Annotated in this window: 5 protein-coding genes; all 5 read left to right on the top strand. The window is 68.3% G+C overall.

Annotation, left to right across the window (positions count from 1 at the left end; genetic code table 11):
* A partial coding sequence (locus tag EJI00_RS21430; protein WP_221885059.1) for a hypothetical protein occupies positions 1–266 on the top strand: 266 nt, incomplete at its 5' end.
* A gap of 166 nt (positions 267–432) precedes the next feature.
* Positions 433–1764: a type VI secretion system baseplate subunit TssK gene (gene tssK, locus EJI00_RS21425; RefSeq protein WP_126749498.1), complete on the top strand. Its 1332-nt coding sequence runs from the start codon at positions 433–435 to the stop codon at positions 1762–1764.
* A gap of 32 nt (positions 1765–1796) precedes the next feature.
* A complete protein-coding gene (locus EJI00_RS21420; RefSeq protein ID WP_126749497.1) occupies positions 1797–3128 on the top strand; it encodes a DotU family type VI secretion system protein in 1332 nt (443 codons plus the stop codon).
* A complete protein-coding gene (gene tssM, locus EJI00_RS21415; protein ID WP_126749496.1) occupies positions 3125–6724 on the top strand; it encodes a type VI secretion system membrane subunit TssM in 3600 nt (1199 codons plus the stop codon). Before EJI00_RS21420 ends, tssM begins: the two co-directional genes overlap by 4 nt.
* On the top strand, positions 6721–7332 hold the full coding sequence (tagF, locus tag EJI00_RS21410; RefSeq protein ID WP_260590807.1) for a type VI secretion system-associated protein TagF: 612 nt from the start codon (positions 6721–6723) through the stop codon (positions 7330–7332). Before tssM ends, tagF begins: the two co-directional genes overlap by 4 nt.
* The last annotated feature ends 591 nt before the right edge of the window (positions 7333–7923 follow it).

Below are 7923 nucleotides of genomic sequence, written 5' to 3'. Positions count from 1 at the left end.
AGGCGACGGCGGCCTGCTACATGTCGAACATCAGGAAGCCCGACGATCTGGGCGACGTCCACGGCATCAACGGAACAGTTCTGTTCAGGTCGACCTCGTTGCCCGGCCGATACGCCTCTCTTGAAGCCACGGAGCCTTTGCGCACAGTGCAGCAGACCATGCAGGACGTGCAGCAGTTCGACCAGCAGCGCGCGCATGATCGCGCCCAGGCTCAGGCACAGGCTGCCGCGCAAGCCAACCAGCAACAGGGGCCGGTGATGGGCTGACAGCCCGCAGTGCGGGAGCGGGCGCGCAACAAGGGGCCGCGCATCTAGTCCCTTCGCGGTAGCTCCAAATCCCTCCGCCTAGGCCGTTAGGCGGATTTGCCGGCGGCCTTGCGCGCCGGAAACTCCGTGCTTCTTTCGGGCAGCCCTTGCCTTTGACGGAGTGCGGATGAGTTGGCGAACAAAAGTGGTCTGGAGCGAGGGGATGCTGCTGCAGCCCCAGCACCTGCAGCAGAGCGAGCGTCATGGCGACCATGCGCGGCATGTGCTTTTGCGTTCGACCACGCCCTATGCCTGGGGGTTTGCGGAGGTCGAGATCGACCAGGCTGCGCTCACGTTGGGCAAGCTCGCACTGGTGCGCGCGGTGGGCATCTTCGGCGACGGCACGGTGTTCGACATGCCGGCGGTCGATCCGCTGCCCGAGCCCATCGACATTCCGCCCACCATGCGCGACGAGGCCGTGATGCTCGCGCTGCCGCTGCGCCGCGCCGGTGCCCGCGAGGCCGACGCCGAAGAATACGAAGAGCTGGTGCGCCACCGGGTGCTCGAATCCGAAGTGCCCGACTCCAACACCGCCGGCGAACGCACCGCCATGCTGCAGCTGGGCCAGCTCCATACGCGTCTGGTGCGCGCCAGCGAAGCGACCGATGCCTGGACCACGCTGGGCGTGGCCCGCGTGCTCGAGCGCCGTGTCGACAACCAGGTGCAGCTCGACCGCGCCATGCTGCCGCCGCTGCTCGACGTGGCGGGCCATGCCGTGATCCGTTCCTGGCTCGACGAGCTGCTGGGCCTTCTGCGCCAGCGCGGCGAGGCGCTGGCGGGCCGCATGACGCAGGGCGGCACCGGCGGCGTGGCCGAGATCGCGGACTTCATGCTGCTGCAGACGGTCAATCGCAACGAGGCGGTGTTTGCGCACCTGGCCAAGAGCGCGATGCTGCACCCGCAGCATTTCTTCGAGCATGCGCTCGGGCTGGCGGGCGACCTTGCGAGCTTTCGCGATTCGCGCCGCGTCACGCGCTTCGGCCCCTACATCCACGACGACCTGGCGTTGAGCTTCCGTCCGGTGATGGACGACCTGCGCCGCAGCCTCTCGATGGTGCTGGAGCAGTCGGCCATCCGCATCGAGCTGCATGACCGCAAGCACGGCGTGCGCGTGGCGGTGGTCACCGACGTGGAACTGCAGCGCAAGGCGACCTTCGTGCTCGCGGTGAACGCCAGCATGCCGAGCGAAGCGCTGCGCGCGCGCTTTCCCACGCAGGTGAAGATCGGCCCGGTCGAGCGCATTCGCGACCTGGTCAACCTGGCGCTGCCGGGCGTCACGCTCACGCCGATGCCGGTGGCACCGAGGCAGATTCCCTTCCACACCGGCGCGAACTACTTCGAGCTCGAAACGCGCAACAGCGACCTGTGGCGCCAGCTGGAGCAATCGGGCGGCATCGCGATGCACATCGCGGGCGACTTCCCCGGCCTCGACCTCGCGTTCTGGGCCATTCGTTCCTAGCCGCATCGGGCTGACGGAAACGGAACACCATCATGACCACACCAGACCCCTTCGCCGCTTTCGAGTCGGAGCGCACGGTCATCAAGCCCAAGCCGCGCACGCCGGCCGGCACGCCGCCGCCGCCCGCGGCTGCGCCCGCGCCCTTCTTCGGCGGTGCCGATCCTACGCCCGCCGCGGATGTAGGCGAGATCGGGTTGCTCAATCCGCTGGTCTCGGCCGCGGGCAAGCTGCTGGTGCTGATCGGCAAGCTGCGCAACCTCGCACAGCCGCCCAACGTGCCGGCCCTGCGCGCCTCCACCGCCGAGGCGGTGAACCAGTTCGACGCCGCTGCGCGCCGCGCCGGTGTGAGCAACGAATCGGTTCTGGCCGCGCGCTATGTGCTGTGCACCGCGCTCGACGAAGCCGTGGCCAACACGCCCTGGGGCGTGCAGGCCGGCTGGAACAAGCAGAGCCTTTTGGTGCAATTCCACAACGAGACCTGGGGCGGCGAAAAAGTGTTCCAGCTGCTCGCCAAGCTCGCGCAGGATGTGCCCACGCACCGTCAGCTGCTGGAGCTGATCTACAGCGTGCTCGCGCTCGGCTTCGAAGGCCGCTACCGCGTGGTCGACAACGGCCGCGCGCAACTCGATTCGGTGCGCCAGCGCCTGGCCGATCTCATCGCCAAGGACCGCCCGCCGCTCGAGGCCGAGCTTTCTCCGCATTGGCGCGGGCAAGGCGCGGGCACGGTGCGGCTGCGCGAATCGCTGCCGCTGTGGGTGTTCGCGGCCGGCTTCGCGCTGCTGCTTGCGCTGGCGTGGTTCGGCCTGCGGCTCATGCTCAACTACCGCTCCGACACCACCTATGCCGCCGTGTCGGGCCTGCGCGTGCCCAACATCCAGATCGCGCCGCCCGCCACGCCGGCCAAGTCGCCGCGGCTCGCGCGCTTTCTGGAGCCCGAGATCAAGCAGGGCCTGGTCACGGTGACCGACGAAGCCGACCGCAGCGTGGTGCGCCTGCGCGGCGACTCCTTCTTCGGTTCGGGCAGCGCCGAGCCCATGGCCGCATCGCTGCCGGTGCTGCGCCGCATCGGCCAGGCACTGGCCGAGGTGAAGGGCGAGGTGCTGATCACCGGCCACTCCGACAACCAGCCGATCCGCTCGCTGCGCTATCCGTCCAACTGGCATCTGTCGGCTGCGCGTGCCGATGCGGTGAAGGGCTCGCTCACCACGCTGGTCGATCCGGCGCGCATGCGCTCCGACGGCAAGGCCGACGCGGAGCCCGTGGCCGCCAACGACACGCCGGCCAACCGGGCGCGCAACCGGCGCGTCGACATCGTGCTGTTGTCCGAGCCTGATCGGGTCGCTTCGGCGGGAGTGACGAAATGATCAAAAAAATCTTCAGCTTCCTGTTCAGCCCGCTGCTGCTGACCCTGCTGGCGCTGGTCATCGTCGCGCTGCTGATCTGGTGGATCGGCCCGCTGGTGAAGATCGGCGCGTGGGCGCCGCTCGAAACCGAACTTGCACGCGCGCTGCTGATCGGCGCCATCGTGCTCGTCGTGGTGCTGCGCGCACTCTACCGCCGGTGGCGCGCGCGCCGTGCGAGCCAGCACCTGACCGACGGCCTCATGAAGGCGCCGGCCGCGAAGACGGACGCGCCGGTCAACGGCGAACAGAAGATCCTCGACACGCGCTTCAGCGAAGCCGTGGCCACGCTGAAGCAGATGCGCCTGCATGCGGCCGGCAAGAAGCCCGGCTGGCGCGACTGGATGTCGATCTCCGGCGGCAGCTATCTGTACGACCTGCCGTGGTACGTGTTCATCGGCGCGCCGGGTGCGGGCAAGACCACCGCGCTGGTCAACTCGGGCTTGTCGTTCCCCCTGGCCGAGAAGTTCGGTCCCGGCGCGATTCGGGGCGTGGGCGGCACGCGCAATTGCGACTGGTGGTTCACCGACGAGGCCGTGCTCATCGACACCGCCGGCCGCTACACCACACAGGACAGCCACCAGTCGGAAGATAAGAACGCATGGGAAGGCTTCCTGGGCCTGCTCAAGAAGGCGCGCCCGCGCCGTCCGCTCAACGGCGTGTTCCTGACGGTGAGCGTGGCCGACCTGCTGAGCCAGGGCCCCGAGCAGCGCACGCAGCTGGCCGCTTCCATTCGCGCGCGGCTGCTCGAACTCGATGCGAAGCTCACCACGCGGCTGCCGGTGTACGTGCTCGTCACCAAGAGCGACTTGCTCTACGGCTTTACCGACTACTTCGACGACCTGGGCAAGGAGCAGCGTGCGCAGGTGTTCGGCTTCACGCTGCCGGCCGACGAGAACGTGCAAGCCGACGAGAAGGGCCTTTCCACCGCCTTCAACCGCGAGTTTGCGCTGCTGCACAACCGCGTGAACGACGGGCTCATTGCGCGCATGCAACGCGAGACCGATGGCACGCGGCGCGCGGCGATCTTCGGCTTTCCGGCGCAGTTCGGCTCCATCGGCTCGATGCTGTCCGACCTGCTCGACCAGGTGTTCACCGGCTCGCGCTTTGCGCAGCCGCCGTGGGTGCGCGGCGTGTACTTCACCAGCGGCACGCAAGAGGGTAGCCCCATCGACCGCGTGATGGGCAGCCTTGCGCGCAGCTTCGGCCTGGAGCGCGCCATGCTCGCGCCGCAGAAGTCGAGCGGCCGCAGCTACTTCCTCACCGCGCTGCTGCGCGAGGTGGTGTTCCCCGAGCAGCGCCTGGCCGGTGCCAACGTGAAGCTCGAACGCCGGCGCCATGCGCTGCGCGTGACGGGCGTGGCGGCCATGACGCTGGTCACGCTTGCGCTGCTCGCGGGCTGGGGCTACAGCACGCTGCAGAACTTCAACTACCTGAAGTCGGTCGAGGCGCGCGTCGAGCCTGCGCGCCAGACCCTTGCGGCGCTGCCTTCGCGGGTGCAGAACCTGGTCGAGGTGGCGCCCGTGCTGCAGGGCCTGCGCGACATCTGGAAGACGCCCGACAACCGGCAGGGCGACGAGCCGCTGGCGATGACGCTGGGCCTCTACCAGGGCGACAAGCTCGACGCCGCCGCCATGCTCACGCACCAGCGCGCGCTCAACGACGCCTTCCTGCCGCAGATCGCCAAGCGCATCGAAGACCAGCTGCGCACCGCGCAGAGGGACAACCTCGAATACACGTACGAGGCGCTCAAGAGCTACCTGATGCTCTACCAGCCCGAGCACTTCGACGCCGAGGCGCTCAAGGCCTGGATCACGCTCGACTGGGCGCGCAGCCTCGACCGCGGCATTCCCGAAGACCAGCGCCAGGCGCTCGAAGACCAGCTCGACGTGCTCATCGCGCAAGGCCCGCCGCGCTCGCCGCTCAAGATGGACGAGAACCTGGTGCGCAGCGTGCGCGCCGTGCTTGCGAGCTACCCGCTGGAGCAGCGCGTGTTCAGCCGCCTCAAGCGCCAGCGCGCCACCAAGGACATTCCGGGCTTCAGCATTGCCACGGCCGCCGGCCCCTCGGCGCCGCTGGTGTTCGAGCGCATCAGCGGCAAGCCGCTGACCGAAGGCGTGCCGGGCATGTTCACCTACGACGGCTATCACAAGCGCTTCCAGAACGAAGTGACGGTGCTCACCGGCCTGCTCGCGCAGGAAGACCCGTGGGTGCTGGGGCAAGACCGCAGCGCCACCGACCGCATGCGCGACGCGGCCGCCCTCGGCGCGCTGACCGATCGCGTGCGCCGGCTCTACCTGGCGGAATACGTCAAGGTGTGGGAGGCGCTGCTGGCCGACGTGCGGCTGATTCGCGCCAGCGGGCTCGAGAAGAACATCGAGGCCGCGCGCATTCTTTCGGGCGTGGGCTCTCCGCTCGCGAACTTCCTGCGCGCGGTGGTGAAGGAAACCACGCTCATCCCCGCCGACCAGCCCAAGGACGTGGTGAGCAAGGCGACCGCCACGGTCGCCAACACCCGCAAGGGCCTGGAAGACCTGTTCGGCGGCGACCCCACCAAGCCGGTGGCCAGCGGCAAGCGCATCGAGAGCATCGTGGACGACCGCTTCGAGCCGCTGCGCCGTCTCGTCACCGCCGCCGGGCCGAACCAGCCCGCGCCCATTGACGATGCGCTCAAGCTCTTCAACGAGGTGTACGTGTACCTCAACGCCGTCGACACGGCCGTGAAAGGCCGCACCTCGCCGCCGCCCGGCGACGTGGCCGGCAAGCTCAAGTCCGACGCGGGCCGCCTGCCCGAGCCGGTGCGCACCATGGTCGAAAACCTGAGCCAATCGGGCGCGGCGCAGGCTCAGGTGGCCGAGCGCGGCAATCTGAGCCAGGACCTGCGCCCCGTGACCGAGTTCTGCAACCGCGCCATCGCGGGCCGCTACCCGTTCGTGGGCAGCAGCAAGCGCGACGTGCTGCCCGAAGACTTCGGCCAGATGTTCGGTGCCGGTGGATTGATGGACGACTTCTTCCAGAAGCGGCTGGCCGCATTGGTCGACACCAGCACCAAGCCGTGGCGCTACAAGCCGGTGGCCGAGCGAGGTGCCGTCACCACGCAGGCGCTGGCGCAGTTCGAGCGTGCCGCGCGCATCAAGGACATCTTCTTCCGCGGCGGCGGCCGGGGCCCTTCGATGCGGCTCGACTTCAAGCCGGTGGAAATGGATGCGGGCATCACGCAGTTCATTCTCGACGTCGACGGGCAGCTCGTGAAGTACGCCCACGGCCCCGTGGTGCCCATGGCTGTGCAGTGGCCCGGGCCGAAGGGCAGCAACCAGGTGCGCATCCAGGTGAGCCCGCCTTCGACCACCGGCAGCTCGGGCTCCGCGGTCGATGGACCGTGGGCGTTGTTCCGCGCGCTCGACGACGGCCAGCTCGAAGCCGGCGATGCGCCCGAGAAGTTCTTCATCACCTTCCAGGTCGGTCCGCGCAAGACGCGCTTCGAGGTGACGACGAACAGTGTGCAGCATCCGATCCGCTTGAAGGAACTGCGCGAGTTCTCTTGTCCGGAGGGGTTGTGACTTCTCCAGATGCGCTGCCGGGATGGTTCGGCAAGCTGCCGGGCATGGGGGACTTTGCGCACCGGCGCCTGCCCGAGTCGTTCCGCGCCGTGTGGGACCCGTGGCTGCAGCGCGGATTGGCGCGGCTGCGCGACCGGCATGCGGACTGGACTTCGCACTACCTGGAGGCGCCGGTGTGGTGCTTTGCGCTGGGGCCGCGGGTGGTGGGGGAGGGGGCCTGGATCGGCGTGTTGATGCCGTCGGTCGATGGGGTGGGGCGGTACTTTCCGTTCACGCTGGCGGTGGCGCTGGATGCTTCCGGCGGCGAGACGCTGCGGGGGGATGCGCTGCAGGGGGCGCTGCGGTGGTGGGCGCAGGGGACGCGGGCTGCGCTCGAAGGGCTTGAGGGGGATCTGGATGCGCTGCGGTTCGATGCGGTACTGCAGCGGCTCTTTGCTGCGGATGGCCTCGCGCCGCGCGAGGGGGCGGTGGAGTCGCTGGCCTTGCCGGGGCTGGGGGAGTCTCTATGGCTTGGCGATCCGGGCGCTGGTGAAGGGGCTCGGATGCTCGTTGCCGGGTTGCCTTTGGATGCTCGGTTTGAAGCCTTGTTCTTGGGGGGTGGGGAATGAATTTCCTGCTGCCTTTTGTTGTCGGAGGCCGGGTCTCGCCCCGGCGGGCGACTCACTTTCTTTTGCTTCGCCAAAAGAAAGTGAGCAAAGAAAAGGCGACCCTACTGTCTGCGTCCCTCCGCTTCGCTGCGGGCAACCTGCGGTGCTCGCGTTTCGCGGGGTCTCGCAGAACTCGCTTCGCTCAAACAGCTGCGAGCCCTGATCCGCGAAACGCTCCGCTCCTCGGCGCAGCCAGAAGGGATGGGGAGAAGACAGGCCATCGCTTCGCTCGGCCCCAATATCAACCCAAACAGCCAATACCAACCACCGCGGCGCTGCGCGCCGCGGTGGCTTGGTGGCCGAGCGAAGCAAAGGCCCGTTCGGTTTCCACTCCCCTCTGTATGCGCCGAGGAGCGGAGCGTTTCGCGGATCAGGGCTCGCCCTTGTCTGAGCGAAGCGAGTTTGGGCGAGACCCCGCGAAACGTGAGCACCGCAGGTTGCCCCGTAGCGCAGCGAAGGGGTCGCAGACAGTGGGGTCGCCTTTCTTTTGCCTACGTTTCTTTGGCGAAGCAAAGAAAAGTAGGTCGCCCGCCGGGGCGAGACCCGGCCTCG

Source organism: Variovorax sp. DXTD-1, from assembly GCF_003984625.1.
In the GTDB taxonomy this organism is placed as follows: Bacteria; Pseudomonadota; Gammaproteobacteria; order Burkholderiales; family Burkholderiaceae_C; genus Variovorax.
The sequence above is the reverse complement of the archived record's forward strand: the minus strand, read 5'-3'. Positions and strand labels throughout refer to the sequence as shown.